This window comes from Streptomyces sp. Go-475, assembly GCF_003330845.1.
Classification (GTDB): Bacteria; Actinomycetota; Actinomycetes; order Streptomycetales; family Streptomycetaceae; genus Streptomyces.
This window is the reverse complement of record NZ_CP026121.1, coordinates 2,048,593-2,071,482: the sequence shown is the minus strand read 5'-3', so window position 1 is coordinate 2,071,482 and position 22,890 is coordinate 2,048,593. Positions and strand designations below refer to the sequence as shown.

19 protein-coding genes and 2 pseudogenes are annotated in these 22,890 nt (G+C 74.0%); 12 read left to right on the top strand and 9 right to left on the bottom strand.

Annotated elements, in window-relative coordinates; all coding sequences use genetic code 11:
• Entirely contained in the window at positions 1-3,336 is a 3,336-nt protein-coding gene (locus tag C1703_RS09515; protein WP_114251492.1) for an FtsX-like permease family protein, read from the bottom strand.
• Between the two features lie 138 nt (positions 3,337-3,474).
• Here C1703_RS09515 and C1703_RS09510 point away from each other — a divergent pair, with 138 nt between their 5' ends.
• From C1703_RS09510 to C1703_RS09500, 3 genes are all read left to right on the top strand, one after another.
• Entirely contained in the window at positions 3,475-4,206 is a 732-nt protein-coding gene (locus C1703_RS09510; RefSeq protein WP_114251491.1) for an ABC transporter ATP-binding protein, read from the top strand.
• A 12-nt stretch (positions 4,207-4,218) separates the two neighbouring features.
• Positions 4,219-4,935, top strand: a complete 717-nt coding sequence (locus C1703_RS09505) for a VWA domain-containing protein (RefSeq protein ID WP_114251490.1) — start codon at positions 4,219-4,221, stop codon at positions 4,933-4,935.
• A 169-nt stretch (positions 4,936-5,104) separates the two neighbouring features.
• Entirely contained in the window at positions 5,105-6,760 is a 1,656-nt protein-coding gene (locus C1703_RS09500; RefSeq protein WP_114251489.1) for a cytochrome bc complex cytochrome b subunit, read from the top strand.
• On the opposite strand, the pseudogene C1703_RS09495 reads toward C1703_RS09500, so the two are convergent.
• The 3 genes and pseudogenes from C1703_RS09495 to C1703_RS09485 form a co-directional block, all read right to left on the bottom strand.
• Positions 6,735-7,316: pseudogene (locus tag C1703_RS09495) on the bottom strand (acyl-CoA dehydrogenase family protein); the annotation flags it as partial. The gene C1703_RS09500 and the pseudogene C1703_RS09495 sit on opposite strands and share 26 nt — an antisense overlap.
• Positions 7,317-8,193: 877 nt before the next feature.
• Positions 8,194-8,556, bottom strand: a pseudogene (locus C1703_RS09490) (acyl-CoA dehydrogenase family protein); the annotation flags it as partial.
• Positions 8,556-9,695 (bottom strand): acyl-CoA dehydrogenase family protein, encoded by a 1,140-nt coding sequence (locus C1703_RS09485; RefSeq protein WP_114251488.1) that lies wholly within the window; start codon positions 9,693-9,695, stop codon positions 8,556-8,558. The pseudogene C1703_RS09490 and the gene C1703_RS09485, both read right to left, overlap by 1 nt.
• A 62-nt stretch (positions 9,696-9,757) precedes the next feature.
• Between C1703_RS09485 and C1703_RS09480 the strand changes: the two genes are divergently transcribed.
• The 3 genes from C1703_RS09480 to C1703_RS09470 are packed head-to-tail and all read left to right on the top strand — an operon-like array spanning position 9,758 to position 12,381.
• Positions 9,758-10,546: an SDR family oxidoreductase gene (locus C1703_RS09480; protein ID WP_114251487.1), complete on the top strand. Its 789-nt coding sequence runs from the start codon at positions 9,758-9,760 to the stop codon at positions 10,544-10,546.
• Positions 10,547-10,561: 15 nt separating this feature from the next.
• Positions 10,562-11,200, top strand: coding sequence for a TetR/AcrR family transcriptional regulator (locus tag C1703_RS09475; RefSeq protein WP_114251486.1), 639 nt, complete (start codon positions 10,562-10,564; stop codon positions 11,198-11,200).
• Positions 11,201-11,223: 23 nt separating this feature from the next.
• Positions 11,224-12,381 carry an acetyl-CoA C-acetyltransferase gene (locus tag C1703_RS09470; protein WP_114251485.1) on the top strand — a complete coding sequence of 386 codons (1,158 nt, stop codon included), beginning with the start codon at positions 11,224-11,226 and terminating at the stop codon, positions 12,379-12,381.
• Here the strand turns inward: C1703_RS09470 and C1703_RS09465 are convergent.
• From C1703_RS09465 to C1703_RS09450, 4 genes are read right to left on the bottom strand one after another with little or no spacing between them, the layout of a single operon-like run.
• Positions 12,365-13,417, bottom strand: a complete 1,053-nt coding sequence (locus C1703_RS09465; RefSeq protein ID WP_114251484.1) for a nitronate monooxygenase — start codon at positions 13,415-13,417, stop codon at positions 12,365-12,367. The two genes, C1703_RS09470 and C1703_RS09465, sit on opposite strands and share 17 nt — an antisense overlap.
• Positions 13,418-13,454: 37 nt before the next feature.
• Positions 13,455-14,174 carry a CoA-transferase gene (locus C1703_RS09460; protein WP_114251483.1) on the bottom strand — a complete coding sequence of 240 codons (720 nt, stop codon included), beginning with the start codon at positions 14,172-14,174 and terminating at the stop codon, positions 13,455-13,457.
• On the bottom strand, positions 14,171-15,007 hold the full coding sequence (locus C1703_RS09455; RefSeq protein WP_114251482.1) for a CoA-transferase: 837 nt from the start codon (positions 15,005-15,007) through the stop codon (positions 14,171-14,173). The genes C1703_RS09460 and C1703_RS09455 overlap by 4 nt, the downstream gene beginning before the upstream one ends.
• A complete protein-coding gene (locus C1703_RS09450; RefSeq protein ID WP_114251481.1) occupies positions 15,008-15,751 on the bottom strand; it encodes an enoyl-CoA hydratase family protein in 744 nt (247 codons plus the stop codon).
• Positions 15,752-15,806: 55 nt separating this feature from the next.
• Here C1703_RS09450 and C1703_RS09445 point away from each other — a divergent pair, with 55 nt between their 5' ends.
• Both C1703_RS09445 and C1703_RS09440 read left to right on the top strand, forming a co-directional pair.
• Positions 15,807-16,583, top strand: a complete 777-nt coding sequence (locus C1703_RS09445; protein ID WP_114251480.1) for an SDR family oxidoreductase — start codon at positions 15,807-15,809, stop codon at positions 16,581-16,583.
• Positions 16,567-17,472 (top strand): SDR family oxidoreductase, encoded by a 906-nt coding sequence (locus C1703_RS09440; RefSeq protein ID WP_114251479.1) that lies wholly within the window; start codon positions 16,567-16,569, stop codon positions 17,470-17,472. Before C1703_RS09445 ends, C1703_RS09440 begins: the two co-directional genes overlap by 17 nt.
• 34 nt (positions 17,473-17,506) lie before the next feature.
• On the opposite strand, the gene C1703_RS09435 is transcribed toward C1703_RS09440, so the two are convergent.
• Positions 17,507-18,394: a hypothetical protein gene (locus C1703_RS09435; RefSeq protein ID WP_114251478.1), complete on the bottom strand. Its 888-nt coding sequence runs from the start codon at positions 18,392-18,394 to the stop codon at positions 17,507-17,509.
• 123 nt (positions 18,395-18,517) lie between these two features.
• Here C1703_RS09435 and C1703_RS09430 point away from each other — a divergent pair, with 123 nt between their 5' ends.
• The 4 genes from C1703_RS09430 to pepN all read left to right on the top strand — a co-directional run bounded on the left by C1703_RS09430 (position 18,518) and on the right by pepN (position 22,626).
• Complete coding sequence (locus C1703_RS09430) at positions 18,518-18,970, top strand: GNAT family N-acetyltransferase (RefSeq protein ID WP_232840437.1); 453 nt, start codon at positions 18,518-18,520, stop codon at positions 18,968-18,970.
• A 45-nt stretch (positions 18,971-19,015) separates the two neighbouring features.
• Positions 19,016-19,366 (top strand): chorismate mutase, encoded by a 351-nt coding sequence (locus C1703_RS09425; RefSeq protein ID WP_114251477.1) that lies wholly within the window; start codon positions 19,016-19,018, stop codon positions 19,364-19,366.
• 127 nt (positions 19,367-19,493) lie between these two features.
• A complete protein-coding gene (locus C1703_RS09420; protein WP_114251476.1) occupies positions 19,494-20,045 on the top strand; it encodes a response regulator in 552 nt (183 codons plus the stop codon).
• A 67-nt stretch (positions 20,046-20,112) separates the two neighbouring features.
• Positions 20,113-22,626 (top strand): aminopeptidase N, encoded by a 2,514-nt coding sequence (gene pepN, locus C1703_RS09415; RefSeq protein ID WP_114251475.1) that lies wholly within the window; start codon positions 20,113-20,115, stop codon positions 22,624-22,626.
• Positions 22,627-22,890 lie beyond the last annotated feature (264 nt).

The window sequence follows — 22,890 nt, the reverse complement described above, 5'->3', positions numbered from 1 at the left end:
TCAGTCCTCCCCCTGATGGCGGAGCGCGACCGCCGGTTCGGCACGGCGCAGCGCCGACGCGACGGTGATCAGCAGCAGCGGGGCGGCCACCCCCGCGAGCAGCAGGGCCACCCGGGACACCGGGAGTTCGACCAGGACGGGCGGGGCCGGCCGCGCGGCCCCGGAGGTCAGCACGATCAGCGGCACGACGGCCCGGGTCAGGACGGTGCCGAGCCCGAGCCCGGCGAGCAGCCCGGCGCCGATGAGCAGGCTCTGCTCCGTCGCGACGAGCCGGGCGAGATCCCGGCGGGGCGTGCCCAGGGCGCGCAGCACCGCGAACTCCGCGGACCGCTCCCGCCGCGCCCCGGCGGCGCTCACCGCGAAACCTCCGGCGGCGAGGGCCACGGCGGCCACCGCCACCGCCGTCAGCGCCGAGCGCGGCCCGGCGCCGAGCGGGTCCCGCAGCAGCTCGGCCGCGGTCTCGTCCCGCACCAGCACCTGCTGCGGTGCGAGGTCGGGGCGCGCCCGCAGCGCCGCGGCGACCTCGGCGGCCTTGCCGGGGGCGGCGCTCACCCACCACTCGGTGGGGGCGAGCGGCGCACCGGCCCGTCGCGCCAGCACGGCGTCGACGGCCCGCAGATCGAGCAGCAGCGCCCCGCCGTCCACGGCCTGCCCGCCCACGCCGGTGCCGGTGGTCGGCAGTTCCTCGACCACCCGCACGATCCGCACCCGCAGCTGCTCCCCGGACAGCGGTACGTCGATGGTGTCGCCGGGCCCGGCCCCCGCCGCCCGCAGGAAGTCCCGGGTGGCGACGGCGGACAGGCCGCGCGGCGCCCCGGCCCCGGTGGTGGCGACACGGAGGGTGTAGACCCGCGAGGCGCCCTCGATGCCGTCGGGGTCGGCGCCGGTGCCGTACGCCACGGTCAGCGGCGCGGTCCCCGACACGGCGGGCTCGGCGGCCGAACGGGCGACGACCTCGCCGTTCTCCGTCACGGCCCGGTCACCCTGCCAGCGCGTTCCGGCGGGCGCCGGAACGGTCCGCGCGGCGCCGTCGCGGCCGGTGGCGAGCAGCCGTTCGACGGTGAACCGGTGCTGTTCGGGGCGGACGGCGGGGGAGGTGTCGTCGAGCTGCAGCCCGGTCAGCCGCAGCGGCCCGGCCGGGGCGGCACGGCGGCCCGTCGCCGTCACGTCCAGGTCGAGCGTGGCCCGGTGGACCCGGCCGTCCACCGGGACGCTCCCGGCGCCCAGCCGGTACGCGATGCCGTACCGGTCCTCGACGACCACCGTGAGCAGGGGCGCGCGGCCGGAGGGGGAGCGCCCCGTCCGGGACCGCTCGTCGGTGATCCGCACGTCGAGGGCGAGCCGCCGGGTGCCGTCCGGGAGCCGCACCGCCCGGTCGTCGTCCCGCGCGGGCGGGGCCAGCGCCCGCAACAGTGCCGCCGGGGGCTCGCCGGCGAGGTCGCCGCGCATCAGCATGCCGTCCACGGCGTGGGCCGTGTCCAGGGCGAGGACCGTCGCCTCGCGGTCGCCGGAGAGGGCCAGGGTGGTGCGGTGCGCGGGGGCGGAGTCCCGGGCCCCGGGCAGCGCGGCGTAGAGACCGGTCTGGCCGGGGCTGCCCGGCCGGTGGTCCAGGACCCGGACGGCGGCGCCCGTCCGGAAGTCGGCCTGGTCGTCCTGGGACCGGTCCCAGGACGCGCCGTGCCCGATCGCCAGCATCCCCGTCGCCACGGCGATGACCAGCAGCAGCACCGGGCCCGCCCCGCGCAGCGGGCGGCGGCTGAACTGCCAGCCCGCCAGCGCCGCCGGCAGCCCGCGCCCCCGCGCGGACCGCCGCTCCGCGAGCCGGGCCAGCAGCGGCAGCAGCCGCAGCGTCAGCACCGTGCCGGCCAGCAGCGCCAGCGCGGGCGCCGCGACCAGCAGCGGGTCGACGCCCAGCTGCCCGGCCCGGTCCCGGCTGAGCACCCCGCCGCCGGTCGCGTCGGTCTGCCGTGCCAGCTGCCAGTACGCCACGCCCGCGATCAGCAGCAGCCCGACATCGGCTCCGGCGCGCACGGGCGCGGCAGCCGTGGCGGCGCGCACGCGCCGCAGCCGTACCGTCGTACCGGCCGTCGCCGCCAGCGCGGGCGCCACGACCGCCACGGCGCACACCACCGCCACCCCGGCCGCGACCAGCCAGACCGCGCCCGACGGGGCGGTGTCGAGCCGCAGCCCGATCCGGCCGAGCCCGGACCACCGGGCCAGCAGCCGGGCCAACGGCCCGGACAGCAGCGCCGCACAGACCCCGGCGGGCACGGCCAGCAGCAGCGCCTCCAGCGCGGCCAGTCCGGTGATCCGGCCGCGCGACGCGCCCCTGGCCCGCAACAGCTCCGTCTCGCCCGCCCGTTCACTGCCCAGCAGCCGCGCCACCAGAAGCAGCGCGTACCCGGCGAGCAGCACCAGCTGCACGGAGACGATCAGCAGGGTGGACCGCGACACCAGCAGGGTCCGCCCGGTCCGGTCGAGCACCTCGGGCAGCCCGGTGCGCACGTCCGCGGCACCGCCGAGCGCCGGGTCCGCGCGCAGCGCCGACGCCGCGCGGACGGCCGCCGCGCGGAGCGCGTCCATGCCGTCGGTGGTGAAGGCGCGGTAGTCGGCCGTCGCCACCCAGCCCGTGCCGTCCTCGGAGGCGCGGCCGGAGGCGAGCACCGACGCGTCGGCCAGCAGCGGCCCGTACGTGGTGAAGGCGACGGTGCGCACGCCCTGCCCGCCGAGCGTGTCCGCCTGCCAGTAGGGGTCGGAGGTGTCGGCCGCCCGGTACACGCCGGTCACCCGCACCCGCAGGGGCTCTCCGCCCAGCCGGTCGGTGAGCGTGACCCGCGCTCCCGGCCGCAGCCTCAGCTTCTCGACGGCCGCCTCCGGCAGGGCGACGGGCACGGCGGCCGTACGGGCGGCCGGGGCCGGGCCCGGCAGGGTGCCCGAGACCAGCCTGATCCGCGACCGGTCCAGGGCGGCCAGGTGCGTGAGATCGGGCTCCCCGGCACGGGCGTCGGCACTCTGCAGGGAACGGGGCAGCGCGTACGGCCCGGACCGCTCCAGCCTCCGCACGGTCACCGGCAGCCCGCCGAACGCCTCCCGCGCCCCGCGCACCACGGCCCGCTGCGCCGCGTCCCGCCGGTCCCGGGGCACGTCCGCCTCGACGACCAGGGAGGCGGAGGCCGCGGCCCGGCCGCCCAGGGTGCCGCGCAGCGCCGCGTCCCCGACGGAGCCGGAGAAGGCCGTGAGGGCGGCGAGCACCGAGGTGGTCAGCAGGACGGCGAGCAGGGCGGCCGTGAGCAGCAGCCGGTGCGCGCGCAGGCGCAGCAGCAGTAAGCCCGTCACTCTTCCCCCACCCGCCGGCCGAGCCACTGTTCTCCCAACGCGGCATGCATATCACGGACTTACCATTCCGGCACATGCGTTCGAACCCGGGTCGTTCAGCTCTTGACCGTCCGGACCGGTTCCGTATGGGATGCGGTGATGACCGAGAACACCAGTCCGGCGTCCGGTGCCGCCCTCGCCGACGACGCGTCCGACGAGCCCATGCTGCGCGTGGAGGATCTGCACCACTCCTACGGCACCGGCGCCGCGGCCGTCCACGCGCTGCGCGGGGCCACCTTCGCCGTCCGGCGCGGTGAACTGGTCGCCCTCAAGGGCCGCTCGGGCTCCGGCAAGTCGACGCTGCTCCAGCTGATCGGCGGCCTCGACTCGCCGCGGAGCGGCCGGGTCGTCGTGGACGGCACGGACCTGTCGGCGCTGGGCGAGAGCGAGCTGCTGGAACTGCGCCGCGACCGGATCGGTTTCGTCTTCCAGTCCTTCGGGCTCATCCCCATCCTCACCGCCGCCGAGAACGTGGGCGTGCCGCTGCGGCTGCGCCGGGCCGAGCCCCGCGAACGCGAGGAGCGGGTGGCGCTGCTGCTGGCCCTGGTGGGCCTCGCCGGCCATGAGGCGCAGCGGCCCGCCGAGCTCTCCGGCGGGCAGCAGCAGCGCGTCGCCATCGCCCGGGCCCTCGCCAACCGCCCTGCCCTGCTGCTCGCCGACGAACCGACCGGCCAGCTCGATGCCGCCACCGGTCTGGCGGTGATGGAGCTGCTGCGGGCCGTGGTCCGCAGCGAGGGGGTCACGGCCCTCGTCGCCACCCACGACCCCCAACTCCTCGGCCTGGCCGACCGGGTGCTCAGCCTGAGTGACGGAGTGGTCGTCGAGGAGTGAGACAGTAAGGCCATGGCCGCGATCAGCCTCACCAAGGTCCAGGAGACCGCTCCCGCGCTGGTGAACCTCTACAAGAGCGCCGGGGTGTCCCTCACGAAGCACGGGCTGGACGGGCTGCGCGCCGCGGTCTACCTCGTCGTCGACCACTCCGGCTCGATGCGGCCCTACTACCAGGACGGCAGCGTGCAGGCGCTGGCCGACCGGGTGCTCGGGCTGTCGGCGCACCTCGACGACGACGGCACCGTGCCGGTCGTGTTCTTCTCCACGGACATCGACGCCGAGACCGAGATCGCCCTGGCCCATCACGAGGGGCGGATCGAGCGGATCGTGGCCGGGCTCGGACACATGGGGAAGACCAGCTACCACCTGGCGATGGACGCCGTCATCGACCACTACCTCGACAGCGGCACCTCCGAGCCCGCCCTGGTGGTCTTCCAGACCGACGGCGGGCCGACCAACAAGCTCGCCGCCGAACGGTATCTGTGCAAGGCGGCGAAACTGCCGCTGTTCTGGCAGTTCATCGGCTTCGGCGACCCGCGCGGCAAGCAGTTCGACTTCCTGCGCAAGCTGGACGAGCTGGCCGTGCCGGACAAGCGGGTCGTCGACAACGCCGGCTTCTTCCCCGCGGGGGAGGACCCGCGGAAGGTGCCGGACGCCGAGCTGTACGACCGGCTGGTGGGGGAGTTCCCGAAGTGGCTCGTGGCCGCGCGGGCCCGGGGGATTGTGTGAGTCAGGCGCCCAGCCCTCCCGGGAGACCGGCGTCAGCGCCCGGCTGGAGGGCTCCCGGCAGGCACCGAGCCGCCTGCTCGCCCCCTTGGCCTAGCCGCCCCCTCGCCCCGTTGGCGTGCTCGTCCAGCCGTGCCACCCTGGGAAGGATCCCACGGGGAGGCGACGACGTATGGGCGACGACGGCGCACGACGGGTGTACGGGACGGCCTCCGCTCGCAGGAGGCCTCCCGCCGGCAAGGGCGAGAAACTCGCCGACTGGGCGGACGGACGGCTCGGGCTCTACGCGCTGGCCAAGGCCAACATGCGCAAGGTCTTCCCGGACCACTGGTCCTTCATGCTGGGCGAGGTCACCCTCTACAGCTTCGTCGTCCTGATCCTCACCGGCGTCTACCTCACCCTGTTCTTCGAGCCGAGCATGCAGGAGGTCGTCTACCACGGCTCCTACACCGAGCTCAACGGCGTGCTCATGTCCAGGGCGTTCGAGTCCACGCTGGACATCAGCTTCGACGTGCGCGGCGGGCTGCTGATCCGGCAGATCCACCACTGGGCGGCGCTGGTCTTCATCACCGGCATGATGGTGCACATGATGCGGGTGTTCTTCACGGGCGCCTTCCGCAAGCCGCGCGAGCTGAACTGGGTCTTCGGCTGGACCCTGCTGATGCTCGGCATCATCACCGGCCTGACCGGCTACTCCCTCCCGGACGACCTGCTGTCCGGCACCGGCCTGCGCTTCGCGCACGGAGCGATCCTGTCGATCCCGATCGTCGGGACGTACGTGGCGTTCTTCCTCTTCGGCGGGGAGTTCCCCGGCGACGACATCATCTCGCGTCTCTTCCCGGTCCATGTGCTGCTGCTGCCGGGGATCATGCTGGGCCTGGTGACGGCCCATCTGATCCTGGTCTTCTACCACAAGCACACCCAGTTCCCGGGCCCCGGACGCAAGGAGCGGACGGTCGTCGGGATGCCCTTCCTGCCGGTCTACATGGCCAAGGCGGGCGGCTTCTTCTTCCTCGTCTTCGGCGTGCTGACCATCATGGGCGCGATCGCCCAGATCAACCCCGTGTGGGCCTTCGGGCCCTACCGGCCCGACCTCGTCACCACCGGCGCCCAGCCCGACTGGTACCTCGGCTTCTCCGAGGGACTGATCCGGGTGATGCCGGGATGGGAGATCAACCTGTGGGGCCACACGCTGGTGCTCGGCGTGTTCATCCCGTTCGCGCTCTTCCCGCTGGTCATGCTCGCCATCGGCGTCTACCCCTTCATCGAGGCGTGGATCACGGGCGACAAGCGCGAGCACCACATCCTGGACCGGCCGCGCAACGTGCCCGTGCGCACCGGTCTCGGCGTGGCCTGGCTGACGCTGTACGCGGTGCTGCTGATCGGCGGCGGCAACGACATCGTCGCCACCCATCTGCACCTGTCCATCAACGTGATCACCTGGTTCGTGCGGATCGGCGCGTTCGTGCTGCCGGTCGTCGCGTTCATCGTCACGAAGAAGATCTGCATGGGCCTCCAGCGCCGCGACCGCGCCAAGGTCCTGCACGGCAGGGAGACCGGCACCATCAAACGGCTGCCGACCGGCGAGTACGTCGAGGTGCACGAGCCCCTCACGCAGGCCGAGCTGTTCACCCTCACCCAGCACGAGCAGAACCCGCCGTACGAGGTCGGGCCCGAGGTCGACGCGCACGGCGTGCGCCGCAAGGTCAAGCGGTCCGAGCGGCTGCGCGCCCGGCTCGCGCACGCCATGTTCGGGCCCGACGCGCGGATCCAGAAGCCGACGGTGGAGGAGTACCGGGAGATCACCAGCGGCGATCACCGGCACTGACGACCAGCGCCCGGCACTCCTCGGGAGCGCCCCAGGCGGTGCGCAGGGCCCGGGCCTTGGTCAGCCACAGCGACATGTCGTACTCCGCGGTGTAGCCGATCGCGCCGTGCAGGTGCAGCGCCGTGCGGGCGGTGGCGTACGCGGCCTCGCAGGCGGCGACCTTGGCGGCGGCGACGTCGGCCGGGCGCAGGGTCAGCGCGGCGCCGAGGACCAGGGGCCGCGCGAACTCCAGGGCGATCTTCGCGTCGGCCAGGCGGTGCTTGACCGCCTGGAACGAGCCGACGGGAACGCCGAACTGGTGGCGCCGCCTGACGTGACCGACGGTCCTGTCGAGGAGCGCCAGCCCCACGCCGAGGGCCTGGGCGGCGGTGGCGAGACGGGCCCAGGACAGGGCGGCTTCCGCGGGAGCGCCGAGAAGTTCACCGCCCGGGGTGAGGGCGGTGAACCGCCGGGCGGGGTCGAGGGAGGCCCGCACCGGCCCGTGACCAGGGGAGAGACGGACGCCACCGGGCTCCCACACGATCCGGAGGCCGGCGACGTCACCGTCCAGGGCGTAGGGGACTTGCGGGGGCGTCGGCGCGGGCTCGCGCGGGCTGGGGGCGCCGGTTGGGGTGGTCGCGTCCTGGGTCCGGGGTGCGGGGGTGCCGGCCGTGGCGGTCGCGGCCCGTGTCCGGGGCTCGGGGGTGCCGTCCCTGGCCTCCGTGTCCTGGGTCCGGGGTGCGGGGGTGTCGGTCGTGGCGGTCGTGGCCTGTGCTTGGTGCTTGGGGGTGTCGTCCCCGGCCTTCGTGTCCTGGGTCCGGGGCGCGGGGGTGTCGGTCGTGGCGGTCGTGGCCTGTGCTTGGTGCTTGGGGGTGTCGTCCCTGGCCTTCGTGTCCTGGGTCCGGGGTGCGGGGTGTCGGTCGTGGCGGTCGTGGCCTGTGCTTGGTGCTTGGGGGTGTCGTCCCTGGCCTTCGTGTCCTGGGTCCGGGGCGGGGGTGTCGGTCGTGGCGGTCGTGGCCTGTGGTTGGTGCTTGGGGTGTCGTCCCTGGCCTCCGGGTCCTGGGTCCGGGGTGCGTGGTGTGTCGTGGCGGTCGTGGCCTGTGCTTGGTGCTTGGGGTGTCGTCCCTGGCCTCCGTGTCCTGGGTCCGGGGTGCGGGGGTGTCGGTCGTGGCGGTCGTGGCCTGTGCTTGGTGCTTGGGGGTGTCGTCCCTGGCCTCCGTGTCCTGGGTCCGGGGTGCGGGGGTGTCGGTCGTGGCGGTCGTGGCCCGTGTCCGGGGCTCGGGGGTGCCGTCCCCGGCCTCCGTGTCCTGGGTCCGGGGTGCGGGGATGTCGGTCGTGGCGGTCGCGGCCTGTGCCTGGTGCTCGGGGACGCCGCCTCCGAGCCCTGCGTCCTGCGGCGCCCAGGGCACCGGGGTGCCGTTCGCGACGGTCGTGTCCTGGGTCCGGGGTGGTGTCACCGTCGCCATCGTCTCCCCGGATGCCAGCGCCGGCAGCAGCCGCTTGGCGGTGCCCGGGTCCGCTTCCGCGAGGAGCGCCGCCGCCGTGACCGTCTCGACCAGGGGGCCGGGCACCGCGTGGCGGCCCAGTTCCATGAACGCGACGGCCAGTTCCACGGGCCGCGGCCCCAGGCCCTCGTACGCCTCCGGCACCGCCAGCGCGAACACGCCCGCCTCCGCGAGCCGGGCCCACAGCGCCCGCCCGCTCGCATGGTCGCCCCGGCTCCACTCCCGCACCACCGCCGGTGTGTCCGCCGCCGTCAGCAGGGCGTCCAGCGACGCGGCGAAGGCGCGCTGCTCGGGGTCGAGGAGGAAACGCATCACCGGCGTCCCTTCGGCAGGCCGAGCAGCCGCTCGGCGATGATGTCGCGCTGGATCTCGTTCGTGCCCGCGTAGAGCGGACCGGCGAGCGCGAAGACGTACCGCTCCGCCCAGTCCGTGCCGGCCAGTTCGCCCTCCGGGCCGAGGAGGTCGAGGGCCGTCTCGTGCAGTGCGAGGTCCAGTTCGGACCAGAACACCTTGTTCAGGCTCGACTCCGGGCCGACGGCCTCGCCGTCCAGGAAGCGGGAGGCCGCCGCGTACGTGAAGAGCTGGTAGGCGCGGGCGCCGATCAGGGCGTCGGCCACCCGGTCCCGCGCGGCCGCCGGGCCGCCCCGCTCCCGCCACAGCCCGGCCAGCCGCCGCGCGGAGGCGAGGAAGCGGCCGGGGGAGCGGAGCATCAGCCCGCGTTCATTGCCCGCCGTCGACATCGCGATCCGCCAGCCCTGGCCCGGCTGGCCGATCACGTCCTCGTCGGGCACGAAGACCTCGTCGAGGAACAGCTCCGCGAACGCCGGCTTGCCGTCGAGCCGGGCGATCGGGCGGACCGTGACACCTGGAGCCCGCAGGCCGAACATCAGGTAGGTCAGGCCCTGGTGGGGTTTCGGCGCGTCCGGGTCGCTGCGGAACAGCCCGAACGCGCGGTCGGCGAACGCGGCCCGGGACGACCAGGTCTTCTGCCCGCTCAGGCGCCACCCGCCGTCCGTGCGCACGGCCCGCGCCCGCAGCGACGCCAGGTCCGAACCGGCCTCCGGCTCCGACCAGGCCTGCGCCCACACCACCTCACCGCAGGCCATCGGCGGGAGCACCCGCGCCCGCTGCTCCTCGGTGCCGTGGGCGAAGAGCGTCGGGGCGAGCAGATGGATGCCGTTCTGGCCGACCCGGCCCGGCGCGCCCGCCGCGTAGTACTCCTCCTCGAACAGCAGCCAGCGCACGAGACCCGCGTCCCGTCCGCCGTACTCGGACGGCCAGTCGACCACCGACCAGCGGTCCGCGGCCAGTTCCGCCTCCCAGGCGCGGTGCGCGGCGAAGCCCTCCTCGGTCTCCAGGGAGGGCAGCGGCCGGCGCGGCACGTGCGCGTGCAGCCACTCCCGCGCCTCGGTGCGGAACTCCTCGTCCGCCGGGGAGAATGCCAGGTCCACGACCGACCCTCCTTCCCCGGCCAGACTTCCCTAACAAGTGTTTGGTAGGTTAGCGTGAGGCCATGACAGACGTCGAGAGCCCGTCGTACGTGCCCGGCCACGGCCTGCTGGCCGGGCGGACCGCCGTCGTCACCGCGGCGGCCGGCGCGGGCATCGGCGGGGCCACGGCGCGGCGCCTCCTGGAGGAGGGCGCGCGCGTACTGGTCAGCGACGCGCACGTGCGGCGGCTCAAGGAGTACGAGGCGGAGCTGGCCGGAGAGTTCGGCACCGGCGCGGTCTGCGCCGTGCCCTGCGACGTCACCGACGAGACGCAGGTCCGCGCCCTCCTCGACGCCGCCGTGCGGGAACACGGCCGGCTCGACGTCGTCGTCAACAACGCCGGGCTCGGCGGCACAGCGGAACTGGCCGACATGACCGACGACCAGTGGACCCGCGTCCTGGACGTGACGCTGAACGGCACGTTCCGGTGCACCCGAGCCGCCCTGCGCCGCATGCGGGAGACCGGCGGCGGCGTGATCGTCAACAACGCCTCCGTCGTCGGCTGGCGCGCCCAGGCCGGACAGGCCCACTACGCCGCCGCGAAGGCGGGCGTGATGGCGCTGACCCGGTGCGCGGCGGTCGAGGCCGCCGCCTACGGGGTGCGGGTCAACGCCGTGGCCCCCAGCCTCGCCCTGCACCCGCACCTGGTGAAGGTGACGACCCCCGAGCTGCTCACCGAGCTGACCGCCCGCGAGGCCTACGGCCGCCACGCCGAACCCTGGGAGGTGGCGAACGTGATCGTGTTCCTGGCCTCCGGCTACTCCTCCTACATGACCGGAGAAGTGGTCTCCGTCAGCAGCCGGCATCCCTAGGACGACAATGGACCCGTGCCTCGAACGAAGAAGAACCCCCAGGTGACCGCGACCGAGCCCGCCGCGGCCGCCACCCCCGGCGATCGCCGCGGCGAACTGCTCTCCACCGCCGCCGAGGTCTTCGCCGAGCAGGGCTACAACGCCACCACCGTCCGCAAGATCGCGGACCACGCGGGGATGCTCGCCGGCAGCCTCTACTACCACTTCGACTCCAAGGAGTCGATGCTGGAGGAGATCCTGCGCACCTTCCTCGACGAGCTGTGGGACGGCTACGACACCGTCCTGGGCGCCGGACTGGGACCCCGCGAGACGCTGCGGGCCCTGGTCACCGAGTCGTTCCGGGAGATCGACCGGCACCGCGCGGCCGTCGCGATCTACCAGAAGGAGAGCCGGCAGCTCGTGGCGCAGGAACGGTTCGCGTTCCTCGCCGAGTCGCAGCGCAGGTTCGAGGAGGCCTGGCTGTCCACGCTGGAGCGCGGCGTCGCCGAGCGGGCCTTCCGCGCCGACCTGGACGTCCGGCTCACCTACCGGTTCGTGCGCGACACGGTGTGGGTCGCCGCCTCCTGGTACCGGCCGGGCGGGCAGCACAGCCCGGACGAGATCGCCCGGCAGTACCTGTCGATGGTGCTGGACGGGATCGCCGTACGCGAATAACCCCCACTCATCAGGGAGTTGCCATGGCCGAGGCCTACATCGTCGAAGCGGTCCGGACGCCCGTCGGGCGGCGCGGGGGAGGGCTGAGCGCGGTCCACCCGGCCGACCTCGGCGCGCATGTGCTCCGGGAGCTGATGAGCCGCTCGGGCGCCGACCCGGCCGCCGTGGAGGACGTCGTCCTCGGCTGTCTGGACGCGGTGGGGCCGCAGGCCGGGGACATCGCGCGGACCTGCTGGCTGGCGGCCGGGCTGCCCGAGGAGGTGCCGGGCGTGACCGTCGACCGGCAGTGCGGTTCCTCGCAGCAGGCCGTGCACTTCGCGGCCCAGGCCGTGCTGTCCGGCACGCAGGACCTGGTGGTCGCGGGCGGCGTGCAGAACATGTCGATGATCCCCATCGCCTTCGCCACCCGGCAGGCCGCCGAGCCGCTGGGGCTCACCCAGGGCCCGTTCGCGGGCAGCGCGGGCTGGCGGGCCCGCTACGGGGACAGGCCCGTCAACCAGTTCGTGGGCGCCGAGATGATCGCCGCGAAGTGGGGCATCAGCCGGCAGGACCAGGAGGAGTTCGCCCTGCGCTCCCACCGGCGGGCGCTGCGGGCGATCGACGAGGGCCGCTTCGCCCGCGAGACCGTGCCCTACGGCGAGGTCACGGCCGATGAGGGCCCCCGCCGGGACACCTCCCTGGAGAAGATGGCCGCGCTCAAGCCGGTCCTCGACGGCGGCACGATCACCGCCGCCTGCTCCTCGCAGGTCTCCGACGGGGCGGCGGCGATGCTGCTGGCCTCCGAGCGGGCCGTGCGCGACCACGGGCTCACGCCCCGCGCGCGCGTGCGCCATCTGTCCGTACGCGGCGAGGACCCGATCCGCATGCTCACCGCCCCGATCCCGGCCACCGCCCACGCCCTGAAGAAGACCGGCATGAGCATCGACGACATCGACCTCGTCGAGATCAACGAGGCCTTCGCCCCGGTCGTCCTGGCCTGGCTGAAGGAGACCGGCGCCGACCCGGAGCGGGTCAACGTCAACGGCGGGGCCATCGCCCTGGGCCACCCCCTCGGCGCCACGGGCGTCAAGCTGATGACCACGCTGCTGCACGAACTGGAGCGCACCGGCGGCCGGTTCGGCCTGCAGACCATGTGTGAGGGCGGCGGCCAGGCCAACGTGACGATCATCGAACGGCTCTGAGCCGCGCCAGCGTCCCGTCGGCCTCCGCCATGATCCGCTCCACCAGCTCCGCGCACGACGGCAGGTCGTCGATCACCCCGGCGACCTGCCCGGACGCCATCACACCCAGATCCGTACGGCCGTCCACCATCGCGGCCCTCAGCAGCATCGGCGTGTTCGCGGCGAGCAGCACCTGGCTCCAGGACAGGTCCTTGCCGTGCTTCAGGGCGAGCCCGTCGCGGATCATGCGCCGCCAGGTCAGCCCCGACAGCCTGCGGAAGCCGGACGCGTGCCGCACCGCCCGCACCAGTGCCCGGCCCCGTCCGGAGCGCTCCAGCGCGTCCACCAGCTCCGTCCGCAGCATGCGGTGCGGCAGCCCGTCCACCGCCCTGGTCACCGTCACCTCCCGCACGGACGCCGCCAGATACCGCGCCTTCACCGCGTCCGGCACGGTCGAGTCCGACGTCAGCAGGAACCGCGTGCCCATCGCCACGCCCGCCGCCCCGTAGGCCAGCGCCGCGACCAGCCCGCGCCCGTCGAAGAACCCGCCCGCGGCGACGACCGGGATCCGCACCGCGTCCACCACCTGCGGCAGCAGCACGGTCGTGGCCACCTCCCCGGTGTGCCCGCCGCCCTCCGCGCCCTGCACGACCACCGCGTCCGCGCCCCACGCCGCGACCTTCTCCGCGTGCCGCCGCGCCCCCACGGTCGGCATGACCACCACGCCCGCCTCCTTGAGCTCGGCGATCAGCTCCCGGGACGGGGCCAGGGCGAAGGAGGCGACCCGGACGCCCTCCTCGACGAGGATCCGCACCCGTTCGCCCGCGTCGGCGGCGTCGGCGCGCAGGTTCACCCCGAACGGCGCGTCGGTGCGCGCCCGGACCTCCCGGACGGCCGCGCGCAGCTGGTCGAGCGTCATCGTCGCGGAGGCCAGGATGCCGAGGGCGCCCGCGTTCGCCGTGGCGGAGACCAGGCGGGGGCCCGCCACCCAGCCCATGCCGGTCTGCACGAGCGGATGGCGGACGCCGACGAGCCGGGTCAGGGCCGTGTCTTTCACGCGTAGACCTCCGAGCCCGGGGTCAGGGCCGTTTCCCTCACGCGGCGACCTCCCGGGCGCGGGCACCGGCGGGGTCCAGGACCTCCCGGATCAGCCGCAGCTCCTCGGCGGTCGGTTCACGGGTGGCCGGCACCTCGTCCGGGACGGTCAGCTCGAAGCCCGTGGCCTCCCGCACCTGCTCCGGCGTGACCCCCGGGTGCAGCGACGCCAACCGCATCGACCGGTCGGAGGTGGCGAAGTCGAAGACGCCCAGGTCGGTGACGATCCGTGGGATGCGGTGGTACCGCGCCCCGGCCGCATGGTCGTACCCGACGCCGCAGACCATGTCGACCCGCTCGACGAAGACCCGTCGGGAGTGCCGGGGGATCCAGTAACTGGTCGGGTTGTTGAGGGTGTTGACGGGGGCGCCGCGCACCCCGAGCAGCTGCCGCCGCGGCCGCTGCCAGTCGCCGATGCAGGAGATGTTCTGGTTGCCGAACCGGTCGAGCTGGCTCGCGCCCATCATGACGTGCCGCCGCCCGCCGGTGACCAGGGCCAGATGCTGCCGGTAGGGCAGCCAGCCCTCCGGTGTCCCGTCCGGGCGGACGAGCAGCGCCTCGCCGTCGGTCAGCAGCAGGTCCGGCGCGAAGGTGAGCCGGGCCAGCCGGGCGCCGAGGGACGGGATCAGGCCCATGGGACTGGCGAGCACCTCGCCGTCGCCACGCCAGGCCTCGGCGCAGGCGATCACGCAGTACTCGGCGCGCGTGGCCCCCGTCATGACCCCTCCCGGACGGCCGACTGGTACGCCCGCTCGTCCCCGGCGAGGAACCGGGCCGCGAACTCCGGCCAGGGGGTGGTCGCGTACGTCCGCTGGAAGGCCTCGTCCCGGCCGTAGTCGGGCGCGCAGGACGTGAAGTGCGCGCCGTTCGGGGCCTCGACCACACCGGTGACCGTGTGCCGCTTGATCAGCAGCGTCTGGGGCGGGGCGTCCTTCGTCAGCTCGGCCGTGTCGACGATCCGCTCGCTGCTCACGTACGCCGTGTCGGCCGCCGCGCAGAACAGGTCGTCGAAGTACGGGTCGGGGCCCAGGTACTGCCCGTTGCCCGACCGGTCGGCGCGGTTGACGTGCACCAGGGCGGCGTCGAGCCGCAGGGCGGGCATCGCCACGAACGTCTCCCCGTCCTCGTACGGCGAGGTGACCGTCCGCAAGTCCGGGTTGACCCGCATCACGTCCGAGCCGAGCCCGGCCCGCACCGGCAGGAACGGCAGCCGGTTCGCCGCCGCGTGCAGCCCCCACATGAACATCGCCTCGTCGACCTCCGTCAGCGCGAGGGCGCCCCGCTCGCGGGCCGCGCGGTAATGCGGCTCCAGAGGGATCGAGTCGAGGGTGACGAAGGCCGTGACCAGTCGCCGGATCCGCCCGGCGGCGGCCAGCAGGCCCACGTCGGGGCCGCCGTAGGAGACGACGGTGAGATCGGTGATCTCCGACCGGAGCACCGCTCTCACCAGGGCCATCGGCTTGCGGCGCGAACCCCAGCCGCCGATGCCGAGGGTCATGCCGCTGCGCAGCCCGGAGACGACCTCGTCGGCGGTCATCGTCTTGTCGCTCACCTACGCCCCCTCCTTCCCGAAGCCGGCCCGCACCCGCTCGCCCACTCCGCTCAGCCCCGCCTCGAAGGTGAAGCCCTGCTCGAAGCGGTAGGAGCGGCGCACGTCCACCGGGTCGATGCCGTTGAGCGCGGCCTTCGCCAGGCGAAGCAGCCGGCCGTCCTTGGCGGCGATCTCCCGGGCCAGCTCCAGGGCCGCCGCGCGCAGCTCCCCGCGCGGCACCACGCGCCACACCGAGCCGTGCGCGTGCAACTCGGCCGCGCTCGCCGTGCGCGCCGTGTAGTACAGGGCCCGCATCAGGTGCCGCGGGACCAGCCGGGCCAGGTGCGTGGCCGCGCCCAGGGCGCCCCGGTCCAGCTCCGGCAGCCCGAACACCGCGTCCTCGCTCGCCACGACCGCGTCCGCGTTCCCCACCAGGCCGACGCCGCCGCCCAGGCAGAAACCCTGCACCGCCGCCACGACCGGCACCTCGCACTCGTACACCGCCGCGAAGGCCTCCGCGCAGGCGTGGTTGACGCCGATCAGCGCGCTGTTCCCGTCCCGCTGGAGCTCCTTGATGTCCACGCCCGCGTTGAACCCGCGCCCCTCGGCCGCCAGCACCACGCACCGGACCTCCGGGTCGCGCCCCGCCGCGCGCACCGCGTCGGCCAGCGCGGACCAGCCGGCCACCGGCAGGGCGTTCACCGGCGGGAAGTCGACCGTGACGACGGCGATGCCCTTTTCCCCGCACGAGGTGGAGACACCCATGGCCGCATCAGCTACCTTTCCACCAAACGTTTGTTAGGTGGAAAGGTAGCAGCGGATGGACCTGGACGGGAAGGTCGCCGTCGTCACGGGCGGGACCCGGGGCGTCGGCGCCGGCATCGCACGCGCCTTCGCCCGGGCCGGCGCCCGGGTCGTCGTCTGCGCCCGCCGCCCCCCGGACGTCCCGGCCCCCGGGACCGAGTTCATGCCGCTGGACGTCCGGGACGCCGAGGCCGTCCGGCGCTTCTTCACCGCCCTGCCCCGGCTGGACGTCCTCGTCAACAACGCGGGCGGCGCACCCCCACGGCTGCTCACCGAGGCCGGGCCGGACCGGCACGCGCGCGTGGTCGAACTCAACCTCCTCGCCCCGCTGACCGTGTCCCTCGCCGCGTACGAGCACCTCCGGCGCGCCCGGGGAGCGATCGTCATGATCGGCAGCGTCAGCGGCAGCCGCCCCTCACCCGGCACCGCCGCCTACGGCGCCGCCAAGGCGGGCCTGGAGCACCTCGCCCGCTCGATGGCGGTGGAGTGGGCGCCCGACATCCGGGTCAACACCCTCGTCGTGGGCATGGTCCGCACCGAACTGTCCCACCTCCACTACGGCGACCGGGACGGCATCACCGCCGTCTCCCGCACGGTCCCGCTGGGCCGTCTCGCCGAGCCGTCCGACGTGGGCGCGGCGGCGGTGTTCCTGGCGTCCGACGCCGCCGCGTACATCAGCGGGGCGAGCCTGCTCGTGCACGGGGGCGGAGAGCGGCCGGCGTTCCTGGACGCGGCGAACGCCGGCCCCGGGCCTGTAGCCGACAAGGAGAGCCGACATGAGCGGAATCTGTGAGGGGCGGGTCGTCGCCGTCACGGGCGCGGGCCGCGGGCTCGGCCGGGCCCACGCCCTGGCGTTCGCGGCCGAGGGGGCGCTGGTGGTCGTCAACGACCTCGGCGTGGGCCTCGACGGCACCCCCGGACCCGACGGCCCCGCCGCCCAAGTCGCCGATGAGATCCGCGCGCGGGGCGGCGAGGCCGTGCCGCACGGCGGCGACATCGCCACCACCCAGGGCGCCGCCTCACTCGTCCGCACGGCCCTGGAGACGTACGGCCGGCTCGACACCCTCGTCAACAACGCGGGCTTCCTGCGCGACCGGATGCTCGTCAACCTCGACGAGGACGACTTCGACGCCGTCGTACGCGTCCACCTCAAGGGCCACTTCCTGCCCCTGAAGCACGCCGCCGCCCACTGGCGGGCCGAGGCCAAGGCGGGCCGCCGGCCCGAGGCGAGGATCGTCAACACCAGCAGCGGAGCCGGCCTGCTCGGCTCGGTCGGACAGGGCAACTACAGCGCCGCGAAGGCCGGGATCGTCGCCCTGACACTGGTCGCCGCGGCCGAACTGCGCCGCTACGGCGTCCAGGCCAACGCGATCGCCCCCGCCGCCCGGACCCGCATGACGGAACACACCTTCGCCGGCACCATGGCCGCCCCCGCCGAGGGCTTCGATGCGATGGCCCCGGACAACGTCTCCCCCCTGGTGGTCTGGCTCGGCTCGGCCGCGAGCGCGGGGGTGACCGGCCGGGTCTTCGAGGCGGAGGGGGGCCGGATCACGGTGATGGACGGGTGGCGGCGGGGGCCGAGTGCGGACAAGGGCGGGCGCTGGTCTCCGGCGGAGGCGGGGGAGCGAACACGCAAGCTGCTGGCCGAGGCCGAACCGCCGGAGGCCGCCTACGGGGCATGAGCGCACGCCCCGACCGCGCCCCCCGGCGCACAGCTCACGTATCGCACTCCAGCACGCTCCGGCACAACGCGCACCGCGCCCGAACGCGCCCCCGCACCGGCACCCTGATCCGCTGATGACACGTCGGACAGGGGAACGACACCCGCAACCGGCCGCCCCCGTCCGGGGAGAACGCGTACCGCACCCCCGGCTGCGGCGGCCCCGCCGACGCGTGCCGCCGGTCCCTGGCGTACCTCCGCCGCCCCGCCCACCCCGCCGCGGTCAACGGCGGCTGCTGCCCGTCGCGACGGGCCAGCTCCCTGCCCTTCACGTACGCCGTGTACGCCTGCGGACTGGTGAACCACACCGACGGGTCCTCCCCGAACAGCAGCGCCCGCTTGGCCAGCACGTACCCGAACTCCTCCGGCGTGAGATACCCCAGCTTCTGCGACGACGCCCCGTCCTCCCGGTACGCGTCCAGCAGCAGCCACCCCGCGCCCAGGTACGTCGTCGCCGTGTCCGTCAGGATCTCGTTGTCCCGCACCCCCGGGAAGGACAGGTCCAGCCGGTGCAGGTACACGTGCGTCACCTCGTGCGCGAGGGCCGCCCCGACGTCCCGCCGATGCGTACGGAACCGGTCGTTCAGCTCCACGAAGTACTCCGGCCCGGCCGCGAGCTCGACGTTCGCCGCGTGCCGCATCTCCCGGAAGCTCACGATCAGCCGCGCGTCCGGCAGCCGGTAGTGCCGCACCAGCTCCCGCGCCACCCGCTGCGCCCCCAGATACAGGTCGTCGGTGTCGCCGAACGCCACGTCGGCGGGGAGCACGCTGGTCGCGAACGTCTGGATCGTGTCGTACGACAGCCGCCTGTACAGCGCCGTGATCGCGGCCCGCACCGTCTCCAGATGCGGGTAGCCGTGCTCGACCGGCCCGTCGTTGGCCACGCCTCACCCCCAAGACGCCCCTCAACCCGACTCCACTGTACGAGCCCGCGCCGCGCCCCGGACCGGCCCCGCCGCGGCGAAAACCGGTCGTCCTGCCCCGGAGCCGCTGGCAGAATCCGGGCCGTGACCGGCGAACAGCGCTCCGTGGCCGACGCGCTCCAGGTGGGCGGCCAGGACGACGACCTCGAAAAGCGGCTCGACGAGGAACTCACCGCCTTCAACACCGCCGCCGCCGACGGCGCCCCCACCGAACCCCTCTCCGTCCGCGCCACCGACGCGACCGGCGAACTGGTCGGCGGCCTCACCGCCTGGACCTGGGGCAGCCTGTGCTCGGTGGACATGCTCTGGGTGCGCGAGGACCAGCGGCACGCCGGCTGGGGCAGCCGCCTGATGCGCGCCGCGGAGGCCGAGGCCGTCCGGCGCGGCTGCACCGACATGATCGTCTCCACGTACAGCTTCCAGGCCCCCGGCTTCTACCCGCGGCTCGGCTACCGCGAACGGGCCCGCATCGAGGGCGTGCCCGGCGGCCACGAGGACGTCTACTTCCACAAGCGGCTCGCCCCGGCCGATGCGTGAGACACCCTGCGGCCGCCCGGCCCCCGCCCTCTACGCTGACCCTCCATGACCACCAGCAACACCGCCACCGGTGACGTCGACCCCGCCGTCCGCGACGAACTCGCCCGGCTGCGCGACAGCATCGACAACATCGACGCCGCCGTCGTCCACATGCTCGCCGAGCGCTTCAAGTGCACCCAGCAGGTCGGCCACCTCAAGGCGCGCCACCAGCTGCCGCCCGCCGACCCGGCGCGCGAGGCCCGCCAGATCGCCCGGCTGCGCGCCCTCGCCGAGAACGCCAAACTGGACCCGGCCTTCGCGGAGAAATTCCTCAACTTCATCGTCGCCGAGGTGATCCGCCACCACGAGCGCATCGCCGACGAGGCACTCAACGGCGCCGCGACCGCCGGTAACTGACCTCGGGGGTGGTGACACGGCGCCCCGGGCGGTGCATGCTGCGCTGTGCACAGCATGTCAGCTGACGAGCACTGCCCGTCAGTGTCGCGCATTACTCTGGTCCTCCACGAGGGAGGGGCGCCGGGCCATGCCGTCGGATACCAGGATCCTCATCGTCGACGACCACGAGGACACGCTGTACGCGCTGGAGAGCGCCCTGGCCCCGCTGGGCTACCAGCTCGCCCGGGCCACCAGCGGCGACGAGGCACTCAAGCAGGTCCTCCGTGGCCAGGTCGGCCTGCTCCTGCTCGACGTGCGCATGCCCGGCGTCAGCGGACTGGAGGTCGTGCGCTACATGCGGCGCGTCGAACAGACCCAGCACATCCCCGTCATCCTGCTCACCGGATTCGGCGCCGACCACGAACTCACCACCGCCGCCTTCGGACTCGGCGTCGCCGACCTCGTCCTCAAACCCGTGGACCCCTGGGCCCTGCGCACCAAGGTCCGCTACCTCTACGACACCCACCGGCGCCACCTCGCCCTGGAACGGGAGGTGCGCCGGCTGCGCTCCGTCGTCCGCGAGCACACCGAGATCACCGCACACCCCCCGCGCCCCGGCCTGCCCCGTCCGGACGCCCGCGTACCGACCCAGCGACCCATGGGGGCGCACGCCGGGGAGCTCGAAAAAGACCGCACATAGACCGGACATTGGGCGCGTACCGATCCGCCTCTGTGCCTTGCACCTGCCATCAGGCAGCATGTCCTGCATGTCCGTACTGACGCGCGACGAAGCGCAGACCCGAGCAGAGCTCCTCGACGTCCACCGCTACACGATCGAACTCGACCTGACCAGCGGCGACGACACCTTCGGCTCCCGTACCGCGATCAGGTTCAGCGCCCGCGCGGACGGGGACACCTTCGTCGAGGTCAAGCCCGCCGAGCTGCGCTCCGTCACCCTCGACGGACAACCCCTGGACCCCGAAGCCCTCGACGGCAACCGACTCCCCCTGAAGAACCTCACCGCCGGCGAGCACGAACTGCGCGTCCACGCCCACATGCGCTACTCCCGCACCGGCGAGGGCATGCACCGCTTCACCGACCCCACCGACGGCGAGACGTACGTCTACACACAGCTCTTCCTGGACGACGTCCAGCGCGTCTTCGCCGCCTTCGACCAGCCCGACCTGAAAGCCGTCTTCGAACTGTCCGTGAAGGCCCCCGAGGGCTGGACCGTCCTCGCCAACGGCATCACCGAGCACACCGGGAACGGCCTCTGGCAGGCCGCCCCCACACCGCTGATCTCCACCTACCTCGTCGCCGTCGCCGCCGGCCCCTGGCACTCCGTGCGCACCGAACACCGCGGCCTGCCCTTCGGCATCCACTGCCGCCGCTCCCTGGCCCCCTACCTGGACACGGACGCCGACGAACTCTTCGAGATCACCCGGCAGTGCTACGACCGCTACCACGAGAAGTTCGCCGAGCCCTACCCCTTCGACTCCTACGACCAGGCGTTCGTCCCCGAGTTCAACGCCGGCGCCATGGAGAACCCCGGACTGGTCACCTTCCGCGACGAGTTCGTCTACCGCTCCGCCGTCACCGACACCGAGCGCCAGACCCGCGCCATGGTCATCGCCCACGAGATGGCCCACATGTGGTTCGGCGACCTCGTCACCCTCAAGTGGTGGGACGACATCTGGCTCAACGAGTCCTTCGCCGAGTACATGGGCTACCAGACCCTCACCGAGGCGACCCGCTTCACCGACACCTGGACCGACTTCGGCGTCGCCCGCAAGTCCTGGGGCTACGACGCCGACCAGCGCCCCTCCACCCACCCCGTCGCCCCCGAAGCCGTCGACGACACCGCCTCCGCGCTGCTCAACTTCGACGGCATCTCCTACGCCAAGGGCGCCAGCGCGCTGCGGCAACTGGTCGCCTGGCTCGGCGAGAAGGACTTCCTCGCCGGCATCAACACGCACTTCGCCCGGCACAAGTTCGCCAACGCCACCCTCGCCGACTTCATCGACAACCTCGCGAGCGCCACCGAACGCGACGTCCACGCCTGGGCCGACGCATGGCTGCGCACCACCGGGGTCGACACCCTCACCCCGCGCGTCGCCCCCGGCGAACACGGCACCTGCGCCCTCACCGTCGATCGCGCCGGCAGCCGCCCCCACCGCATCGCCGCCGGCCTGTACGACCGGGACCTCGGCGACGACGGCGGCCACCTCGTCCTGCGCGAACGCCTCCACCTGGACCTCCCGCAGGACGGCGCCCACCCCATCGGCAAGCGCCCGGCGCTGCTCCTCCTCAACGACGGCGACCTCACCTACGCCAAGGTCCGCTTCGACCCCGAGTCCTTCGAGACCGTCCGCAAGGACCTGTCCGGCCTGCCCGAGCCGCTCACCCGCGCGGTCGTCTGGAACGCCCTGCGGGACGCCGTCCGCGACGGCGAACTCGCCCCCGCCGCCTACCTGGAGACGGCCCGCGCCCACCTCCCCCTGGAGACCGACCTCGCCATCGTCCAGGGCGTGCTGGCCTTCGCGTCCACGCACATCGCCGACCGCTACGTCACCCCCGAGGAGCGGCCCGCCGCCCTCGCCACCCTCTCCGAGCTGTGCCGCGACCTCATCCGCCGCACCGAGGACGGCGACAACCCCGGCCTGCGCCTGATCGCCGTACGCCACCGCATCGACGTGGCCGCCCACCCCGACACCATCGCCGCCTGGCTCGCCGACGGCACCGTCCCCGGCGGCCCGGAGCTCGACCCCGAACTGCGCTGGCGCGTCCTGGCCCGGCTCGCCGTCCTCGGCGCGACCGACGAGACCGCCATCGCCGCCGAACTCGACCGCGACCCGAGCGCCACCGGCCAGGAGGGCGCCGCCCGCTGCCGGGCCGCCCTGCCCGACCCGGAGGCCAAGACCCGCGCGTGGGAGGCGATGTTCGGCTCCGACGAGCTGTCCAACTACCTCTTCACCGCCACCGCCGCCGGCTTCTGGCAGCCGGAACAGGCCGACCTCGTGCGGGAGTACGTGCCGCGCTACTACACCGACGCGGTCGCCGTCGCCGACCGCCGCGGCCCAGCCATCGCCGGGGCCGTCGGCCGCGACGCCTTCCCCGCCCACGCCGTCGACACGGACAACCTCCGCCTCGGCGAGGAGTGCCTGCGCGACGCCGACCCGGTCCCCGCCCTGCGCCGCAAACTCATCGACCAACTCGACGACCTGTCCCGCGCACTACGCGTCCAGGGCACCCGAACCGACCAGGAGCCCCAGAACACCTAGAACCTGACGCCCCGGACGAACGGGCACGGACCGCACCCTGAGGCCCGGCGCACCCGGCCGCCTCACCCGCCGATCCGCCCAGGCCCTGGGCGCTGTGTGGGGGCGGGCGCGCCGGGGCGACCCCGGGCCCGGCCTCGGTGGTGCTGTGAATGGGGGCGCCACCGGGGCGGCCCGGGCCCGCCCTGGTGGTGCCGTGGCGACGGGCGCCCCGGGCGCGACCCCACGCCCCGTCCCGGACCCGTGCGGCTCCGACACGTTCTCCCC